The organism is Pseudomonas sp. 01L34, assembly GCF_056400265.1.
Genome location: NZ_JBFTSX010000001.1, coordinates 75,297 through 92,335 on the forward strand (window position 1 = coordinate 75,297; position 17,039 = coordinate 92,335).

General features: G+C 60.2%; 17 protein-coding genes. 6 read left to right on the forward strand and 11 right to left on the reverse strand.

The window, feature by feature from the left end; genetic code table 11:
• Positions 1–22 precede the first annotated feature (22 nt).
• The 3 genes from AC1DQM_RS00390 to AC1DQM_RS00400 form a co-directional block, all read right to left on the reverse strand.
• Complete coding sequence (locus AC1DQM_RS00390) at positions 23–721, reverse strand: dienelactone hydrolase family protein (protein ID WP_018929765.1); 699 nt, start codon at positions 719–721, stop codon at positions 23–25.
• A gap of 47 nt (positions 722–768) precedes the next feature.
• Positions 769–1,284, reverse strand: coding sequence for an HvfX family Cu-binding RiPP maturation protein (locus AC1DQM_RS00395; RefSeq protein ID WP_477745633.1), 516 nt, complete (start codon positions 1,282–1,284; stop codon positions 769–771).
• A gap of 186 nt (positions 1,285–1,470) precedes the next feature.
• Complete coding sequence (locus AC1DQM_RS00400; protein ID WP_477745634.1) at positions 1,471–2,100, reverse strand: ferric reductase-like transmembrane domain-containing protein; 630 nt, start codon at positions 2,098–2,100, stop codon at positions 1,471–1,473.
• Positions 2,101–2,328: 228 nt separating this feature from the next.
• On the opposite strand from AC1DQM_RS00400, the gene glsB reads away from it, so the two are divergent.
• From glsB to AC1DQM_RS00420, 4 genes are all read left to right on the forward strand, one after another.
• Positions 2,329–3,237 carry a glutaminase B gene (gene glsB, locus AC1DQM_RS00405; RefSeq protein WP_018929762.1) on the forward strand — a complete coding sequence of 303 codons (909 nt, stop codon included), beginning with the start codon at positions 2,329–2,331 and terminating at the stop codon, positions 3,235–3,237.
• 89 nt (positions 3,238–3,326) lie between these two features.
• Positions 3,327–4,445 carry a DUF3616 domain-containing protein gene (locus AC1DQM_RS00410; protein WP_477745635.1) on the forward strand — a complete coding sequence of 373 codons (1,119 nt, stop codon included), beginning with the start codon at positions 3,327–3,329 and terminating at the stop codon, positions 4,443–4,445.
• Positions 4,446–4,528: 83 nt separating this feature from the next.
• Positions 4,529–6,031 (forward strand): aldehyde dehydrogenase family protein, encoded by a 1,503-nt coding sequence (locus AC1DQM_RS00415; RefSeq protein ID WP_064618355.1) that lies wholly within the window; start codon positions 4,529–4,531, stop codon positions 6,029–6,031.
• 111 nt (positions 6,032–6,142) lie between these two features.
• Complete coding sequence (locus AC1DQM_RS00420; RefSeq protein ID WP_081625598.1) at positions 6,143–6,493, forward strand: BON domain-containing protein; 351 nt, start codon at positions 6,143–6,145, stop codon at positions 6,491–6,493.
• Positions 6,494–6,611: 118 nt separating this feature from the next.
• Here AC1DQM_RS00420 and AC1DQM_RS00425 read toward each other — a convergent pair whose 3' ends face one another.
• The gene (locus tag AC1DQM_RS00425; protein WP_477745636.1) at positions 6,612–7,271 is read right to left on the reverse strand and encodes a carbonic anhydrase; all 660 of its coding nucleotides are present in this window, start codon (positions 7,269–7,271) and stop codon (positions 6,612–6,614) included.
• Positions 7,272–7,477: 206 nt separating this feature from the next.
• Positions 7,478–7,945, reverse strand: a complete 468-nt coding sequence (gene cynS, locus AC1DQM_RS00430; RefSeq protein ID WP_018929757.1) for a cyanase — start codon at positions 7,943–7,945, stop codon at positions 7,478–7,480.
• Positions 7,946–8,063: 118 nt separating this feature from the next.
• Between cynS and cynR the strand changes: the two genes are divergently transcribed.
• Complete coding sequence (gene cynR / locus AC1DQM_RS00435) at positions 8,064–8,948, forward strand: transcriptional regulator CynR (protein ID WP_477745637.1); 885 nt, start codon at positions 8,064–8,066, stop codon at positions 8,946–8,948.
• A 1-nt stretch (position 8,949) separates the two neighbouring features.
• Here cynR and AC1DQM_RS00440 read toward each other — a convergent pair whose 3' ends face one another.
• The 4 genes from AC1DQM_RS00440 to AC1DQM_RS00455 form a co-directional block, all read right to left on the reverse strand.
• Complete coding sequence (locus AC1DQM_RS00440; protein ID WP_018929755.1) at positions 8,950–9,252, reverse strand: hypothetical protein; 303 nt, start codon at positions 9,250–9,252, stop codon at positions 8,950–8,952.
• A gap of 152 nt (positions 9,253–9,404) precedes the next feature.
• On the reverse strand, positions 9,405–9,734 hold the full coding sequence (locus AC1DQM_RS00445) for a hypothetical protein (protein ID WP_018929754.1): 330 nt from the start codon (positions 9,732–9,734) through the stop codon (positions 9,405–9,407).
• A 537-nt stretch (positions 9,735–10,271) separates the two neighbouring features.
• The gene (locus AC1DQM_RS00450) at positions 10,272–10,811 is read right to left on the reverse strand and encodes a GNAT family N-acetyltransferase (protein WP_477745638.1); all 540 of its coding nucleotides are present in this window, start codon (positions 10,809–10,811) and stop codon (positions 10,272–10,274) included.
• 62 nt (positions 10,812–10,873) lie between these two features.
• Positions 10,874–12,823 (reverse strand): DNA topoisomerase III, encoded by a 1,950-nt coding sequence (locus AC1DQM_RS00455; RefSeq protein WP_477745877.1) that lies wholly within the window; start codon positions 12,821–12,823, stop codon positions 10,874–10,876.
• Positions 12,824–13,045: 222 nt separating this feature from the next.
• On the opposite strand from AC1DQM_RS00455, the gene AC1DQM_RS00460 reads away from it, so the two are divergent.
• The gene (locus tag AC1DQM_RS00460; RefSeq protein WP_111453470.1) at positions 13,046–13,408 is read left to right on the forward strand and encodes a DUF427 domain-containing protein; all 363 of its coding nucleotides are present in this window, start codon (positions 13,046–13,048) and stop codon (positions 13,406–13,408) included.
• 174 nt (positions 13,409–13,582) lie between these two features.
• Here AC1DQM_RS00460 and AC1DQM_RS00465 read toward each other — a convergent pair whose 3' ends face one another.
• On the reverse strand, positions 13,583–15,205 hold the full coding sequence (locus tag AC1DQM_RS00465; protein ID WP_096480041.1) for an MFS transporter: 1,623 nt from the start codon (positions 15,203–15,205) through the stop codon (positions 13,583–13,585).
• An 80-nt stretch (positions 15,206–15,285) separates the two neighbouring features.
• Entirely contained in the window at positions 15,286–16,935 is a 1,650-nt protein-coding gene (locus AC1DQM_RS00470) for a GMC family oxidoreductase (RefSeq protein ID WP_064618346.1), read from the reverse strand.
• Positions 16,936–17,039 lie beyond the last annotated feature (104 nt).

A 17,039-nucleotide genomic window follows, 5' to 3' on the forward strand; every position in this document is an offset into this window, starting at 1 on the left:
TTGATAGCGCCAACCTCGGCTATCAAAGGTTCTGACTTAAAAAGATCAACGTATTGCCATGCGCCTCGGCCGCCGCCCGTTGGTTGTAGCTGTCACGGTGCGAGCAGTTGAAACCATGTTCGGCCCCCGGATACACCTCGATATCGACATCGTCGTTGAACTCGAAACGCTCGGCGATTTGCTTCACGGCGTCGATGGGGATGTGGCTGTCCTGTTCGCCGAAGTGCATCAGCAGCGGCACCTTGATTTCACCGGCCCGATCCAGTTGGTTCTGAATGCCGCCGCCGTAATAGGCGATCGCCACGTCGACGAAACCGTTGGCTGCGGTGTTGTACGACAGCATGCCGCCGAAGCAGTAACCGATGGAGGCGATCCTGCCGTCGAGCCCGGTATGCGTCTTCAGGGTATCGATGGCCAGTTTGATGTCAGCCTGGGCTTTATAGCGGTCGGTGGCGTTCATCAATTCGACGGCGCGTTTCCAGCCGGCTTCGTCGTAGCCCAGTTCGATACGGTGGCCGTGGCGCCAGAACAGATCCGGCGCTATGACCAGATAGCCATCGGCGGCGTATTGCTCGGCAACCGAGCGAATGTGTTCGTTGACCCCGAAGATTTCCTGAATCAGCACGATCCCCGGCCCTTTACGGGTGTGGGGGATGGCCAGGTAAGCGCCGAAGGTGCCTTCGGGGCTGCTGATTTCGATCCATTGGCTGGTTACGCTCATGATGGCTCCTTTGCATAAGTTGGATGGGGTATCGAGACGCTGGCGTCTCAGCGGTGACTGCGCCGCCAGAAGAGTCGAGCCAACAACGCGTCCATGCTGAGTTTGCCGGCCCCCGAGAACAACAACGGCATGAGGGCTGCGAGGTAGATCAACGGCAGCTTGAAGTTGCCGTGGCCTTTGTTGCTGATGGCATAACCCTGGGCAAGTTCACTCAATGTAGACCAATCGGCCGGCCAGTGGACGGCAGCGGTCGCGACGACCGTGACCACCACGAGAATAATCGCCGAGAGCCGTGTCCCGAGGCCTGCCAGCAGGGTGAGGGCGCAGATCAGCTCGGCCCACATCGCCAGTTCCCAGTTCAGCGTGGCGGGAACGTGGTTGAAGGGAAACGGGAAGCGGTCCTGGATGTCGGCGAACCAGTTCTGGCCGTTCCATTTTTCCAGGCCAGACTCGAAAAACTCCCAGGCCAGAAACAGCCGCAGGGTGAGGGGCGCGATCCAGTTGCCGACGCGGTCGAGGTTCAGGTGCAGGCCCTGGATGGCTGATGAGAGAGAGGTGTTCATGGTTTGAGCTCCAAGGGATTCATTGTGGGAGCGGACTGTGGCGAGGGGGCTCGCCCCCGTTTGAGTGCGTAGCACTCACAAGATCTTTGATGCATCAGAGATTTTGGGGCTGCTTCGCAACCCAACGGGGGCAAGCCCCCTCGCCACAAAAGCCCGATCCCACGGGGGATTGGTGGTGTTGAGGTTTTATTCGGTCAATAGCGTGTTTCTGGCGGACCGTTTGTACTTCTGCGCAATCGTGCCCAGCAGCCGAATGACAATCGCTGAAAACATCAGGCCGAACGGCAGGACGTACCAGGCGCTCAGTGGGATGCGTTTGAAGTTGGAAAAGGCGAACACCGCCGCGATCACCCACATGCCGCAGGTGTGCAGGGCTTTCCAGGCTTTGGGGCCGATCAGGCGCGCCGTGGTTTTGAATGAGGTCAATGCCATCAACAGAATGAACAGGTAACCGACCGAACCCGGAATATTGCCGACCGTGGTGCGGTCGGGCCAGAACTCGGGGTTCAGTTGGCCGTAGCTGTAGATCAGAATGGCGTGGACCAGATGGGAAAACGCGAAGGCCAGGCCGATGAAGCGTCGTTCACGCACCAGCGAGTGGCTGAAAGGCGAGGGCACCAGCACCGCCAGGGCCGATGCAGTGAATGCAGCAAGAAACAGCGCAAACGAAGTGCGTGCGGTGGCGCGAATGGCGCTGCGGGTGGCTTCTACCAGATCGGGGTTGAGCAGCAGAATCAGGCCGGTCATCAGCAGCACCAGCATGGCCAGCAGGCCAAACAGCGACCAACCATGGTAACGGGGGACTTGGGTCATCATGACAACACTCCTGAGCAAGGGCTGATCCGGTTTGCCGGTGGTCAGCGGACGACAGAAGTGTTGCAATCAGCTGTATTGGCGATATGTCTGAAAGACCACCCGGTGCAAGTTGGTGTATCCCGGGCCGCGACAGATACATTCCCATACAAAACTGTGATTCAACGCCGCTCAGCGGCGTCTAGCGACAGTGTCCCCGCAATCCCATGGGGCGAGACTTCGGAACCCGGCATGCAAGCTCTGTTGAACGAGATCCTTGACGCAGTCCGACCGTTGATCGGTCAGGGCAAAGTGGCTGACTACATTCCCGCCCTCGGCGAGGTACCGGGCAATCAATTGGGCATTGCCGTCTATGGCAATGACGGCGAGTTGTTTTGCGCGGGGGACGCCGACACGCCGTTCTCGGTGCAGAGTATTTCCAAGGTGTTCAGCCTGGTGCAGGCCATCGAACACTCCGGCGAAGCGATATGGGAACGCCTGGGCCACGAGCCGTCGGGCCAGCCGTTCAACTCGCTGGTGCAGCTGGAATTCGAGCGCGGGCGCCCGCGCAATCCCTTCATCAATGCCGGTGCGCTGGTGATCTGCGACATCAATCAATCGCGCTTTGCCGCTCCAGCGCTGTCGATGCGCGATTTCGTCCGGCGCTTGTCCGGCAACCCGAACATCATGGTAGACGGCAAGGTCGCCGAATCCGAATACCAGCACCGCGCGCGTAACGCGGCCATGGCGTATCTGATGCAGTCGTTCGGCAACTTCCATAACGATGTCGAGGCGGTGCTGCGCAGCTACTTCAGCCATTGCGCGCTGCGCATGAGTTGCGTGGACCTCGCCCGGGCGTTCTGCTTCCTGGCCAACGACGGCTTCTGCAAACACAGCGGCGCACAGATCCTCAGCGCCCGCCAGACCCAACAAGTCAACTCGATCATGGCCACCAGCGGGCTGTACGACGAAGCGGGCAACTTTGCCTATCGCGTCGGTCTGCCGGGCAAGAGCGGCGTGGGCGGGGGGATCGTCGCGGTGGTGCCGGGGCAATTCACGGTGTGCGTCTGGTCCCCGGAATTGAACGCTGCCGGCAACTCTCTTGCGGGTATGGCGGCGCTGGAGTTGTTGAGTCAGCGGATTGGCTGGTCGGTGTTCTGATGGCGCTCCTTGACTTGCACCGGGTGGTCGCTAACGTGAAGTAGATCTTTTGACTGCTCACCCGATCGGGTGGAGGCGCGGGTGAATCCATGATGAAGTTCGGTTCCGCGCTTCTCGTCTTCAATGAGACGGACGCTCATTTGCGCGACGGGTTGTCTGCCGTGGTGCAGATTGGCAATACCCTGTGGGTCGCCAATGATGAATCCTTGAGCCTTGAACGTTTCACCCAGCGCGAGCGCGCCAGCCCGGGCGAATTTCTGTTTGATCAGCAGAAGCGGTTCCCGTTGGCATCCCTGTTGACGCTGCCGGTCATGCCGGACGTTGGCAAAGAAGACGTTGAAGCAGACCTGGAGGGCATGAGCTACGACCGCGACACAGGGTATCTCTGGATCGTGGGCTCTCACAGCCTGAAACGGAAAAAGCCCGATAGCACCAAGTCCCTGAAGAAAAACGCTGAACGTCTGGCCATTGTCAGCCGTGATGGCAATCGTTTTCTCCTGGCCCGGATTCCTCTGGTCGAAGAAAACGGGACGTTCACTTTGGTGAAGAGTACCGCCAGCGATGATCGAGTCGCCGCTCAATTGGCCGGCAATCAACTGGGTAACGAATTGCTCGATGAACTCAAGGACGACGAACATGTCGGGGTATTCCTGCACATTCCCAGCAAGGACAACGGGTTCGATACCGAAGGCCTCGAGGTCAATGGCAAGCGTGTTTTTATCGGGTTGCGAGGGCCTGTGCTGCGGGGATGGGCAATCATTCTGGAGGTCGAACCCGAAGACCATCCCAAGCTTGCTCACACACTGAGGCTGAAGAAAATCGGGCCGGGTGGGCGAAAGTATCGAAAGCATTTCTTCCAGCTGAATGGGCTCGGCGTCAGGGACTTATGCCTCGATGGTGACGATATGTTGATCCTGGCTGGACCGACGATGGACCTCGACGGGCCCGTCACTGTATTTCGATGGCGCGACGGCGCCAGGCCAGCAGATGAAGGTTTCGTTTTCAGCGAACAATTGACGTCGGTCCTGGAGGTTCCTTACGGGCAAGGAGAAGATAAAGGCTGCGATCATGCCGAAGGGATGACCTTTATCGGCACCGAAGGCGTAGAAGAGCCCTTGTTGCTGGTGGTTTATGACGTGAATTCGGATAAGCGTAAACAGGGTAGCAATGGACTGGAGCAGGACGTATTTCGACTTGCGAAAAAGTAACCGCCACCGCGTCCCGGTGAATGACGCTCCACGGATTTTCCTATACATTTTCCGACCGCCCCCCTGCATGGTGAAACCGCTTCATGTCTCTTGCGCTCGAACGTCTAGTCGCTGGCACGCCGATCCCATTTGCCGGTAATCGTGTCACGGTCGTCAGCCCCGAACTGGCGGCGCGCTTTCAGCCCGGCGACCATCTGCTGGTGGAGCAGGTCAGCGGCGAGTTGTTGCTGATCCCGGTGGCGGATCAGCAGGCGGCGACGGTCGCCATCGAGCGCGCCGAGGCGGCGTTTGCCGCAATGTCCAGCGTTTCGGATCACGCCATCAGCGAGTTCTTCGATCGCTTCGCGCAACGCCTGGAAACCCCGGAATGCTGGGCTTTGATTGCAGCCGCCAACCTGGCCGACATCGAGCGGGCCAAGGCACGCGGGCGTTCCACCACGCGATTGCTGGCTGATGAGCGCATGCGCCGCGACATGATCGCCGGCCTGCGGGCCTGGCGCGATGCGCCGGCCACCCGCGGTCAAGTCGTGAGCTGCGTCGAGCACGACGGCTGGAAAGTCGAGCAGGTGGTTTCGCCGCTGGGCATCGTCGCTTTTGTGTTCGAAGGCCGGCCCAATGTCTTTGCCGACGCCGCCGGTGTATTGCGCACTGGCAACACCGCGGTGCTGCGTATTGGTAGCGACGCGTTGGGCACCGCTCAGGCCATCGTCACCCATGCACTGAATCCGGCACTGGCCGATGCCGGGTTGCCGAGCGGTGCAGTGTCGCTGGTCGAAAGTGTCAATCACGCCGCCGGCTGGGCAATGTTCGCCGACCGGCGCCTGTCGCTGGCCGTGGCCCGTGGTTCGGGGCATGCGGTCAGCCAGTTGGGCAGCATCGCGCAACAGGCCGGCACCGCCGTCAGCCTGCATGGCACCGGTGGCGCCTGGCTGATCGCGAATAAAGATGCCGATGCCCAGCGCTTCGCCGCCGTGGTGCGCAATTCGCTGGACCGCAAAGTCTGCAACACCTTGAACGTTTGCCTGATCCACCGCGACCGAGCAGCCGAACTGGTGCCGCTGTTTCTCGATGCACTGCAACAGGCTGGCACCGCGCGGGGCCAGGGCTGCAAACTGCACATCGTCGAGGGCAGCGAGCAGCATTTGCCGAGCGATTGGCGCACCGCGAGCGTCGAGGTGTACCGCGCCGAAGGCTATCAGACCGAAGCACAGGCCGAACCGCTGCCCGAGGACCAATTGGGCCGCGAGTGGGAATGGGAAGAAACCCCGGAAGTCAGCCTGAAGATCGTCGACGATCTGGATCAGGCCATTGCCTTGTTCAACCGCTACAGCCCGCAATTCACCGTGTCGCTGATCAGTGAAGATGCCCAGGCGCAGGCGCGGTTCTACAACGCGGTCAACGCGCCTTTTGTCGGCAACGGGATCACCCGCTGGGTCGACGGACAGTACGCGCTGAACAAGCCGGAACTGGGGCTTTCGAACTGGGAGAGCGGTCGCCTGTTTGCGCGCAGCGCGATTCTCTCGGGTGATGGCGTGTTCACGATCCGCAGCCGCATGACCCAGACGAGTCTGTCGGTCAAACGCTGAGACGCGCAAACCTGTGGGAGCGTGGCTTGCCCGCGAAAGCGGTGTGTCAGGCGACATCAATGTTGACTGACACTCCCTCTTCGCGGGGATTACGTGTGAGAGGATTGCGCCATGAAACTTCATGACTTCCAACATTACTCCCATGGTCTGGAAACGGTCGTTCACGACACGTGGATTACCACCCGGGTAAAGTCGGCCCTGGCATTGGCCGATACCACTCTTGGCCTGAATGTCCATGTCAAAACCCATGCGGGTGCGGTGGCATTGAGCGGTCGCGTCAATACCCATAGACAGTGTGAGCACGCTGTTGCACTGGCCCGTTCGGTTCCTGGTGTCGTCAACATCGATGCCAGCGAATTGCTCACTCATGTGTTCACCCCAGGCAGTTTTCCAGAAGCGCCCAACGCTGAAGACACACCTGAACGTCGGCCACAATCGTCAGCCAAGACGGACGACAAATAACAAGGGCGATCGTGTGAGTGGCACATCCCCGGCCGGGAAACGAGGACGGGCGCAGTAGCGCGCCTGTCCACTTTGTAACGCTGCGCCAAGCCTGGTACAGCTTGTGCGGTCGACACCTTCAGGCGGCTTCGACCGTTTTGCCGTGCACAGCGCAAGTGCCGGGGTGTTCGGCCAGCGACACGAAGCTGTGACTGCCGGCATCCAGGGCGTCGACCGAGCCGGTTTCGATGTCATAGACCCAGCCATGCAGGTTCAACAGGCCTTTTTCCAGGGCCAGGCGCACGCTCGGGTGGGTCTGGATATTCGCCAGTTGGGCGATGACGTTTTCCCGCACCATCGAACTGACCTTGGCCGCGTCGCTGGCATGAGGGCGGGCTTCGTTGATCACCTTGGCCGACTCGGCGTGCTGCAACCAGCCGCTGACGGCGGGCAGGTGATCCATGCATTTGCACTGGGCAATGGCGGTCATGGCGCCACAGTCCGAATGCCCGCAGATCACGATGTCTGTCACGCCCAATACCGCGACCGCATATTCCACCGTGGCCGACACGCCGCCCGGATGCGGGCTGTAAGAGGGCACGATATTGCCGGCGTTGCGCACCACGAACAGTTCGCCGGGCTCTTGCTGGGTCAGCAGTTCCGGTACCACGCGGCTGTCGGAACAGGTGATGAACAAGGTGCCGGGATGCTGGGTGGTGGCCAGGTGTTTGAACAGGTCGGTACGTTGCGCAAACGCTTCTTTCTGAAACTTCAATAAACCTTCGATGAGCGCTTTCATGGCGGACTTCCTTGCAATGAATGAGGGGGCGTAGCAGCTGCCGAGCCTGCGAGGCTGCGTTCGGCTGCGAAGCAGTCGTGAAATCAAGCAGCGCGGTCTTTCAGGTAGACCGTGTGCACCGGGTTTACGACGGCTCCGCCGCCGAACGCAGCCTCGCAGGCTCGGCAGCTGCTACGGGGTATCGCTTGCTAAAGGTGGCCAGTTACTTAGAACGGACGCAGCGGCAGGAACTTGCCGTCCAGGGTAATCACGGCGCGGGAGCCGCCTTCCGGGTCTTCGACCTTTTTCAGGTCCAGCTTGAAGTTGATCGCGCTGATGATGCCGTCGCCGAACTGCTCGTGAACCAGGGCTTTGAGCGTGGTGCCGTAGATCTGGATCATTTCGTAGAAACGGTAGATGGTCGGGTCGGTCGGAACACCCGACAGGCTGCCGCGCAGCGGGATGATTTGCAGGCGGGCCACGGAGTCGGCGTCCAGCTCGAGTTTTTCGCCGATTACTCTGGCGGCGGCTTCCGGCAGTGGATGCTGGCCGAGCAGGGCGGCGGTGACGTAGGCCAGACCCAGGCCGGTGCCGTCGGTCAGATCCTGCCAGGACAGATTCTTGCGCGCCTTGGCATCGAGGATCGAAGTGGTCAGGGCCAGACTGGTGTCCTGGTAAGCGTGGGACTGTTGCATGGTGTGACTCCTATCGGTTGTGGCTGGAAAGTTGAGCCATCTTCGGTTGATTGATCCATAGCGTCCAAGATCGATATACAATGCTTTGCATAAGTCCTGCCTATAGATGATGAGCCCCATGCTGCTCCGACATTTGCGCTACCTGCTGGCGGTCGCCGACCACGGCGGCTTCACCCGCGCTGCGGAGGCGTTGCACGTCTCCCAACCGACACTGTCCCAGCAGATCCGGCAACTGGAGGAAACCCTGGGTGTCAGCCTGTTCGACCGCACCTCGCGCACGGTCAAAGCGACCGACGCGGGGCAGGCCTATATCGAATGCGCCCGGCGGGTGCTGGTGGAACTGGAAGCGGGCAAACGCGCGCTGCATGATGTGAAGGACTTGTCTCGCGGCACCTTGCGACTGGCCATGACGCCAACGTTCATGGCGTATCTGGTGGGGCCGCTGGTGCGCGATTACGCGGCGAAGTTTCCGAACATCCATCTGCAGATTTTCGAGTTGTCGATGGATGACATCGAGACGGGGTTGCTTGATGACTCGCTGGACATTGCCATTGCCTTCACCCCGGTGAGGAGCCCGGATATCGAGTGCGTGCCGGCGTTTGTCGAGACTCTGGGTGTGGTGGTCGGGCACCGTCATCCGTTGTACGAACGGCAGATCCCGCTATCGCCCAAGGAGATGGCGCAATTGGAATTCGCGTTGCTGACGCCGGACTTCATCACCCGATCCTCAGTCGACGAGTATTTTCGGCAGCAGAACATCACGCCCAAGGTGGCGATCGAGGTGAATTCGGTGAGTACGTTGCTGGAGGTCATTCGCCACACGCCGATGGCCACCATCCTCCCGGAGCCCATCGCCACGGCGGAACGGGCATTGCGCCGAATTGAATTACAGGGCGAGGCACCCCGGCGCGACGCGGCATTGCTGCGCAGGAAGAACAACTATCACAGTGCCGCGTCTGTGGCGTTCGCGAACCTGGTGATGGCCGGCAGCACCAGCGTGTGAATCAATCATCCACCGACTGGCAGATGCCATTGCCGCCTTTCTTGCTGGTATAGGTCACGGCTACCGTGTCGTCATCCGCGATGCTGATCGAGATCGTCACATCCGGCCCCTTGGCCTCGAAAAGGCGATCATTGATCATTTTGGTCTGGGCTTCTTTGCTGTTGATCATCACCGGACCATCCTGGTCGGCGTGGACCATGATTTTCCCGGGACAGTCCACATCGAAGGCGGGAATGCCGGGGAGACTGTTCGCATGGGCTGCACTCGCCAATGCCAGTAGCATGAATGTCAGGGTTGTTTTCATCGCAGACCTCCAGCGGATAAACCGATGTCCAGCGCACTGTTAACCATAGCCCTGTTCTTTTGACCCGGTGCAAAGTCAGAGGTGCAGACGGTGACGAATAAAAAAGGCCCCGCTCGATAAAACGAGCGGGGCCTTCTTGTGTTTGGGAGAGATCAGTACAACCGATCAATCACCCGAACTTCATTCTGGTTCTGCAGCGAGGCCCACGCCTGTGTCAGCGTTTGCAGCACATTACCGATGAAGTCCTTGTCGGCCGCGGCTTTCTTGCCGACATAGCCCTGGCCGCGACGGTACATCTTCATGCGGGCCAGCAGGTTCTGGTTGTTCTTGTCGAACTCTTCTTCGTGGGCATGGGGCGACAGGCAGTCGATATGGACCTGGCCCGATTTGCTGATCCACAGAATATGGCTGTCATGGCTGTCTTTTTGCGCAGCGAACAAACGAGCCAGTTCATCGATAGTAGGTTGATTGTTCAGATTCATTGTAAGCCCCTTGACCATTTGGTGATCTTTCAAAGTTGATTCGCTAATACAGGTAGCCCATCGGTTAGTTGATCCCTGGCACCGAAACCAGGACGTCAGCGGTCGACCGTCAATACGACGGGGTCGCGCATCTGTTGCATGTAGTCGTGTTGAATAACTGCTACGCAATAGCGTCACAACGAAGAGAAGCAGCGAAAACCTGGAGGCCACTGCCGACGTTTTCAGGGTCGGCCACAAGCTTCATGAGGATTGATCGCTAGCGTTTCTCGCCCTTGTACTGGACGTTCAGGCCAGGTCAGCTTCTTCAATCTGCCTTGTGGGCAGCGTGTATCCGGGAAAAACAGCTCGGCGGTCAGACGAACTTGCTCAAACGTGTTGCCTGTACTCCCGATCGGGGAGACGTCTGCATCATGCAAGGGCAAATCGGAGGCGTCAACGGTTTTGTAGTGATTATTTTTGTTCACTACATATTGTCGGACAAAGTGGTTTTGGAATTAGAAAGTCAGCGTGGCCACCGTTTGGAATCTTCGGCAGCGCTTACCCCGGCCCCGTAGGCGTTGCCGAGGGCTGCGATCTTTCAAAGCGGTAAACGGTGCATGGATAACCGTCGATCGGCAGCTGATGCACGGTGAACACTCCGGCCGTGAGATCGGGCATCACCCTGGCCCAGAACAGCCGCGCAGGCTGGTTGGCATCGATGTGGAAAATCTGCCATTGACCGGGGAAGCGGCTCAAGAGGGCAGAGACGACAAACTTCGCGACACCTTGGCCACGAAAGCGTCGACTGACAAAAAAGTAGCCGATGTTGTACTCGGCGCCGACGATATGGGTTTCGTTATCCACGGTCACGAACCCTGCCAGCTCGCCGTCGACCTTGATCAGAAACGGCCGGGTTGCCGGGTTGCGCCAGTAGTCCAGTTTGGGCTGGATGTTGAAGTAACCATGTTCCCCGAGCTTCAGCGGCAGCCATTCGCTGAAATCGTACATGTAGAACTGCATCAGGTTTTCGATGGTTTCCAGTTCGTCGCGCTGGGCGGCGTGCAGTTCTATCGAGGGCTGGCTCCTGATTGTCGCCATGGTCGTACCTTCCGTGTCTTAACTGACATTGAAGAACACTAGACCATTTCGATTCGCTGCCCTCAAACCTTGCCCGCCGGTTTCGCCGCGCGCTTGGTTCCAGTCGAAGGCTTGCGTTTGGCGGGTTTGCGTTTGTTTTTCCACGGTGTGGCGCCACGCCCGGCCGGGCTTGCCGGCCCGCTGATGGTCAGGTTCAGGCCGGCGCAGCGTGCCACTTGCTTGCTCATCCACGCGGCCTGTTTGGTGACGAATTCTTCCAGGCTCATTTCACCGCTCTGCACCATGTCCAGCGCCTGTTCCCAGATCGCCGTGGTGCCGGGGTCGGCAATCGCGCGCGGCACCGCATCGATCAGGCTGAAAGCCGCCGGCGTCGCGGCCAGGGCCTTGCCGTTCTTGATCAGATAACCTCGGTCGAGCAGGCCCTGGATGATCGAGGCGCGTGTGGCTTCGGTGCCGATGCCGGTGGTGTCCTTGAGCTTTTGCTTGAGCTGCGGATCTTCCACCAGTTTGGCAACGTTCTTCATTGCCTTGATCAGATCGCCTTCGGTGAATGGCTTGGGCGGCTGGGTCCAGAGGTCCTTGAGCTTCACGTCGGCCACCGCGCAGTCACGCCCTTCGGCCAGTGTCGGCAGTGTTTGCGGTGCCGGTGCTTCGCGGCCCTTGGCGGGCGCGAGGGCTTCGGGCAGGGCGCGTTTCCAGCCGGGCTCGACAATCTGCTTGCCCACGGCGCGCAAGGCTTCACCGGCGCAGTCGAAGTCGGCCTGGGTGCGGTCGTATTCATGGTTGGGCAGGAACTGCGCCAGGTAACGCGCACGAATCAGGGTGTAGACCGCCCGTTGCTTGCCCACCAGTCGATCAAGATTCTTCGCCGCGGCGGTCGGAATGATGCCGTGGTGCGCGCTGACCTTGGCATCGTTCCAGGCCCGCGATCGGCGTTGCGGCTCCAGATAATCGTGCAAGGCGTTCAGGGCCGGATCGGCTTGCCGGAGCGCCGCCAGAATACCCGGCGCTTCGCTGTGCTGACTCAGGGGCAGGTAGCCGCAGTCGCTGCGCGGGTAGGTGATGACTTTATGGGTTTCATACAGGGCCTGAGCGATATCGAGGGTTTCCTGGGCGCCGAGCCCGAGTTTTTTCGAGCAGACTTCCTGCAAAGTACCCAGGTCGAACGGCAGCGGCGCGACTTCGCGCATGCGCTCGGTACGTAGCTTGATCACCCGAGCGCTCGCCGCATTGCCAATGGCTGCAGCCGCCTGCTGGGCCAGCGCCTGGTTCAGGCAGCGATCCTGATCGTCACAAGCATCGGACGCCGCACGCCACTGGGCCATGAATGCCGTGCCATCGTGCAGCAGTTGCACATCGATAGCCCAGTAGGCCACCGGGACGAAATCGGCAATGCTGCGGTCGCGATCCACCACCAGGCGCAAAGTCGGCGTCTGCACCCGACCGACCGGCAACACGCCCTGATAGCCGGACTGACGCCCCAGCAGGGTGAACAGCCGACTCATGTTCATCCCGATCAACCAGTCGGCCCGGGAGCGCCCCAACGCCGAATGATAGAGGCTGAACGTCTCGGCCCCGGGCTTGAGCGCCGCCAGCGCCTTGCGGATCGACGCATCGTCCAGCGCCGACAACCACAGCCGCTGGATCGGCCCGCGATAACGGCAATGTTCCACCAGTTCCCGGGCAATCATCTCGCCCTCACGGTCGGCGTCGGTGGCAATCACCAGTTCACTGGCCTCGCCGAGCAGGCGTTTGACTGCCTTGTACTGGCTGGCCGTGCGCGGCTTGACGGTCATTTTCCATTTTTCGGGAATGATCGGCAGATCCGCCAGCACCCAACGCTTGTAACGCGCGTCGTAGGCATCCGGCGGCGCGGTTTCCAGCAGGTGGCCGATGCACCAGGTCACCGTGACGTCCGTTCCCAGCCAGCAGCCGTCGCCTCGACGCCTGGCGCCGAGCACGGCCGCGATATCTTTGGCCTGGGAAGGTTTTTCACAGAGGTACAGCCGCATAACCACCATCATCGATCAGTGTTCGAGAGGTGCACAGAATGGCGGTTGATGAGCGATGGAGCAATCTTTATCTGTATGGATGTACAGCTTGAGCTGTTGCGGTTGATGACAGCGGTCAATCCAGCGACTCCCGTTCGGCTGCGAAGTACTCGCGATACCAGAACATGGGGTATACCTGTTGGGGCGCGGAAACCGCACAACAGCAACAGAGGAACCTACTTCATGAAAGTCCCAGGTGCCGGTAGTCCCATCTCCATCGTCCCCCAATCCGGCTGCGTGGTGGTGAAGTTCCATGGCATTCAAGTGGCGTCGTCCACTCGGGCGCTGGTCATGCATGAGACCAATTATCCTCCGGTGTACTACATCCCGCGGGAGGACATCGCCGAACAGTATTTCGCCCGCACCGACCACACCAGCTATTGCCCGTACAAGGGCGATGCCAGCTATTACAGCCTGCAGATCCCCGGGCATGAAGGTGCCAATGCGGTATGGAGTTATGAGCACCCCAAGGTGTCGGTTGCGCAGATTGGCGGGTATGTGGCGTTCTATCCTGACGAAGTGACGTTTGAGGTGCTCAAGACCTGATGTGCAGAAAACATTTTGTGGCGAGGGGGCTTGCCCCCGTTCGGCTGCGCAGCAGTCGCAGAACCTGCAATCGCGGCGTACCTGACACACCGAATAAGGTTTCAGGGCCGCTTCGCGACCCAACGGGGGCAAGCCCCCTCGCCACAGGTAAGACTTCGCTAGAGGTTTGTGTCGTCAGTTTTTATCGAGGTCCACGTTCTTCGTCTCCCGCAAACACATCATCCCCACCACCAGGCTCACCCCGGTAATCACCACGGGGTACCACAGCCCGTAGAAAATATCCCCGGTGTACACCACCAGGGCAAACGACACCGTCGGCAGGAAACCACCAAACCAGCCGTTGCCGATGTGATAGGGCAGGGACATCGAGGTGTAGCGAATGCGGGTCGGGAACAGTTCAACCATCAGCGCCGCCAGCGGGCCGTAGCACATGGCGGAGATGATGATCAGCGCAACGATCAACACCACGATCATCGGTTTGTTGATCAGCTGGATGTCGGCTTTTGACGGATACCCGGCCAGGGTCACTGCGCCACGCAGGGCCGCTTCGTCAAAGCCGTCGAGCTTCACGTCACCGACGCTCACCTGCACGCCGCTGCCGGTCGGGGCCGCTTCGCTGTTGTAGGGCAGGCCTTGTTTGACCAGGAAGGTTTTGACCTTGTCGCACGGGCTATCAAATTTCGCCTTGCCCACCGGGTCGAACTGGAAGGTGCAGGTGGCCGGGTCGGCCAGCACGGTGATAGGTGCCTGACGGCTGGCCTGGTCGATGGCCGGGTTGGCGTAGTGGGCGATGGACTTGAAGATCGGAAAGTACAGTGCAGTCGCCAGCAGCAGGCCGATCATCAGCACCGGTTTGCGCCCGACTTTATCCGACAGCCAGCCGAAGAAAATGAAGAACGGTGCGCCAATGATCACGCTGACAATCAGGAGGCTGTTGGCCAGGGCCGGGTCCATTTTCAGGAACTGCGTGAGGAAGAACAGCACGTAGAACTGCGCGGCATAGAAGGTCACCGCTTGCCCGGCGTTGATGCTGAACAGGGCGATCAGCACCACTTTAAGGTTTTCCCATTTGCCGAAGGAATCGCGCAGCGGCGACTTGCAGAGTTTGCCTTCCTCTTTCATTTTCACGAACGCAGGCGACTCGTGCAGGCTCAGGCGAATCCAGGTGGAAATGCCCAGCAGCACGATCGAAAACAGAAACGGGATGCGCCAGCCCCAGACTTCAAACTGGTCGCCGGTGAAGTAACGGCAACCGAGTACCACCAGCAGCGACAGCAGCAAGCCGAGGGTGGCGGTGGATTGAATCCAGCTGGTGTGGAAGCCGCGTTTGCCGATCGGTGCGTGTTCGGCGACGTAAGTGGCAGCGCCGCCGTACTCACCACCCAGCGCCAGGCCCTGGAGCATGCGCAGCACCACGAGGATGATCGGCGCGGCGATGCCGATGCTCGCGTAGGTCGGCAGCAAACCGACGCAAAAGGTTGCCAGGCCCATGAGGACGATGGTCGCGAGGAACGTGTATTTACGCCCGATCATGTCCCCCAACCGTCCGAACACCAACGCACCGAACGGGCGCACGATGAAGCCGGCGGCGAAGGCCATCAGCGCGAAAATGAACGCCGTGGTGTCGTTGACCCCGGCGAAGAACTGTTTGCTGATGACCGCCGCGAGGGCGCCGTAGAGGAAAAAGTCGTACCACTCGAACACCGTCCCCAGGGACGAGGCGAAGATGACTTTCTGGGTTTCCTGACTGGTGCCCGCGCTGCGGACGGCTTCCAGGGGCTGAACATGTTCTGACATATCGGTATCCCTCACAGTGATTGTTTTTGTTGTTCCACTGTCGACGCCAGCCTTGTGGGCGGGTGCCGCTATTCCTTTGCTCAAGAGACTGCGGTCAGTGCTTTTTCGTCAGGGGCAAAACTCCTTGCGGTTGTTTCGAGGATCAGTTGCGCGGCTTTCTCGGCGATCATCAATGTCGGCGAGCAGGTGTTGCCCGAGGTGATGCGCGGCATGATCGAGGCGTCGGCGATGCGCAGGCCGGGGATGCCATGAACGCGCAGCTCAGCGTCGACTACCGCGTCCGCGTCGTTGCCCATCCGGCAGGTGCCCACCGGGTGGAAAATGGTGGTGCCGATTCGGGCGGCGGCTTCGTGCAATTGCTCTTCGCTCTGCAAGCTGTCGCCGGGCAGGTATTCCACCGGTTTGAACGCTTGCAGGGCGGGGGCGCGAACGATGCGGCGGGTCAGGCGGATCGCGTCGGCCGCCACTCGCAAGTCTTCGGGATGGCTCAGGTAATTGGGCTGGATCAGCGGCGCTTCTCGCGGGTCGGCGGAACGAATGTCTATGCGCCCACGGCTTTGCGGGCGCAGATCGCAGACCGACGCGGTGAAGGCGGGGAAGGCGTGCAGCGGTTCGCCAAAGCGCTCCAGCGACAGGGGTTGCACGTGGTATTCGAGGTTCGCCGAGGTCTGTTCCGGCCCCGAACGGGCGAAGGCGCCGAGTTGGCTTGGGGCCATGGACAATGGGCCGCTGCGGTCATACAGATAACGCAGGCCCATGCCCATCTTGCCCCACAGCGTGCCGGCGATCTGGTTCAGGGTACGGGCGTTTTCCAGTTTGTAGATCAGCCGCAGTTGCAGGTGATCCTGCAGGTTGCCGCCCACGCCGGGCAGTTCATGGGCAACGCCGATGCCGAGTTGTTGCAGCAGCGGGCGAGGGCCGATGCCGGAACGCTGGAGGATGCCGGGTGAACCGACGGAGCCGGCACACAGGATGATTTCCTTGCGCGCCTTGAAGGTTTTCGCCTTATCTTGCCAACGGGCGCTGATCGCCGAGGCACGGCCGTTTTCCAGCAGCACGCGGTCGACTTCAACATCAGTCAGCACCGTGAGGTTGGTGCGGTGGCGGACCGGTTTGAGAAACGCCTTGGCCGCGTTCCAGCGCACCCCGGCTTTCTGGTTGACCTGGAAATAGCCGCAGCCTTCGTTGTCGCCCTGGTTGAAGTCATCGATGCTGGCAATGCCGCTTTGTTCGGCAGCAGTGCGGAAGGCATCGAGAATCGGCCACGACAGACGTTGCCGCTCGATCCGCCATTCGCCGGCGGCGCCGTGAAACTCCGAATCGCCGGCAAAATGGTTTTCGCTCTGTTTGAACAGCGGCAGCACGTCTTGCCAGCCCCACCCAGGATTACCCTCGGCCGCCCAGCCATCGTAGTCGCCAGCCTGGCCGCGCATGTAGATCATGCCGTTGATCGAGGAACAGCCGCCGAGTACCTTGCCGCGCGGGTAGCTCAGGGCGCGGCCTTGCAGGCCCGGTTGCGACTCGGTCTTGAAACACCAGTCGGTGCGCGGGTTGCCGATGCAGAACAGGTAACCCACGGGGATGTGAATCCACGGATAGTTGTCGCGGCCGCCGGCTTCGAGCAGCAACACGCGGTGTTGCGGGTTGGCTGACAGTCGATTGGCCAGCAAACACCCGGCCGGCCCGGCGCCGACCACGATGTAATCGTATTCATCAAGGGAAGTCTGCATCCCTGACCTCGTATTGTTGTTCTTGTTGTCAGTCATCCTAGTTGTTAGCTTTCGTTAAAAGAATGTTAGTTTTTGCGCAGCTGCTGTGCGTTTTTAAACAGCGT